This window comes from Vibrio sp. 2132-1, assembly GCF_033344315.1.
On record NZ_JAWPON010000827.1, the window covers coordinates 1 to 525 of the forward strand.

A 525-nucleotide genomic window follows, 5' to 3' on the forward strand; every position below is an offset into this window, starting at 1 on the left:
GTCTCGGGTTATCGCTAAATTTGAGAGCATAATTGAGGCTGCAGTGTCCGAAGACCAAGACGCCTTTATTAACAAATCTATACCGAGGGCATTGATTAACAGTTTTATCGATCAAATCAGAGGTGCCGAACAAAGTAGCACTGTATGGTCTAGTTGGGCTGAAGCATGTGGAAAAAACGCATAACAAGCAATTTAAGAGGGATTCACAACGCTCGGCATTTTTGCTTCTACTTCAAATTTAGTGTCTATGGCACAATGCTTTAGGTTTGGGTGGAGGCGTTGTTCACCCCTTAATTGGGCGTTATGCCATAAGGAGTTAATAATGACTTACGAAGAAAAGTTTGATATCGCAGTTTCTACTTCAAACGAGCTAGGTATTTCTCCGAGAATTGTCGAGAAATTTCCTATTGATGAACGTAATGTAGATTTTTTTCGAAATCTTGTTGAACATAATCTTTTAGGTATGTTGATTGAACGCTTTGGTGTTGGTGATTGGGGGAATCAGTGTATGAATGTTTCCGCGCA

Annotated in this window: 1 protein-coding gene and 1 pseudogene; both read left to right on the forward strand. The window is 40.0% G+C overall.

What is annotated here, in order from left to right; genetic code table 11:
* A pseudogene (locus tag R8N47_RS28225) lies at window positions 1-184 on the forward strand (hypothetical protein); the annotation flags it as partial.
* 138 nt (window positions 185-322) lie between these two features.
* On the forward strand, window positions 323-525 hold a 203-nt coding region (locus R8N47_RS28230; protein WP_318186485.1), incomplete at its 3' end, for a hypothetical protein.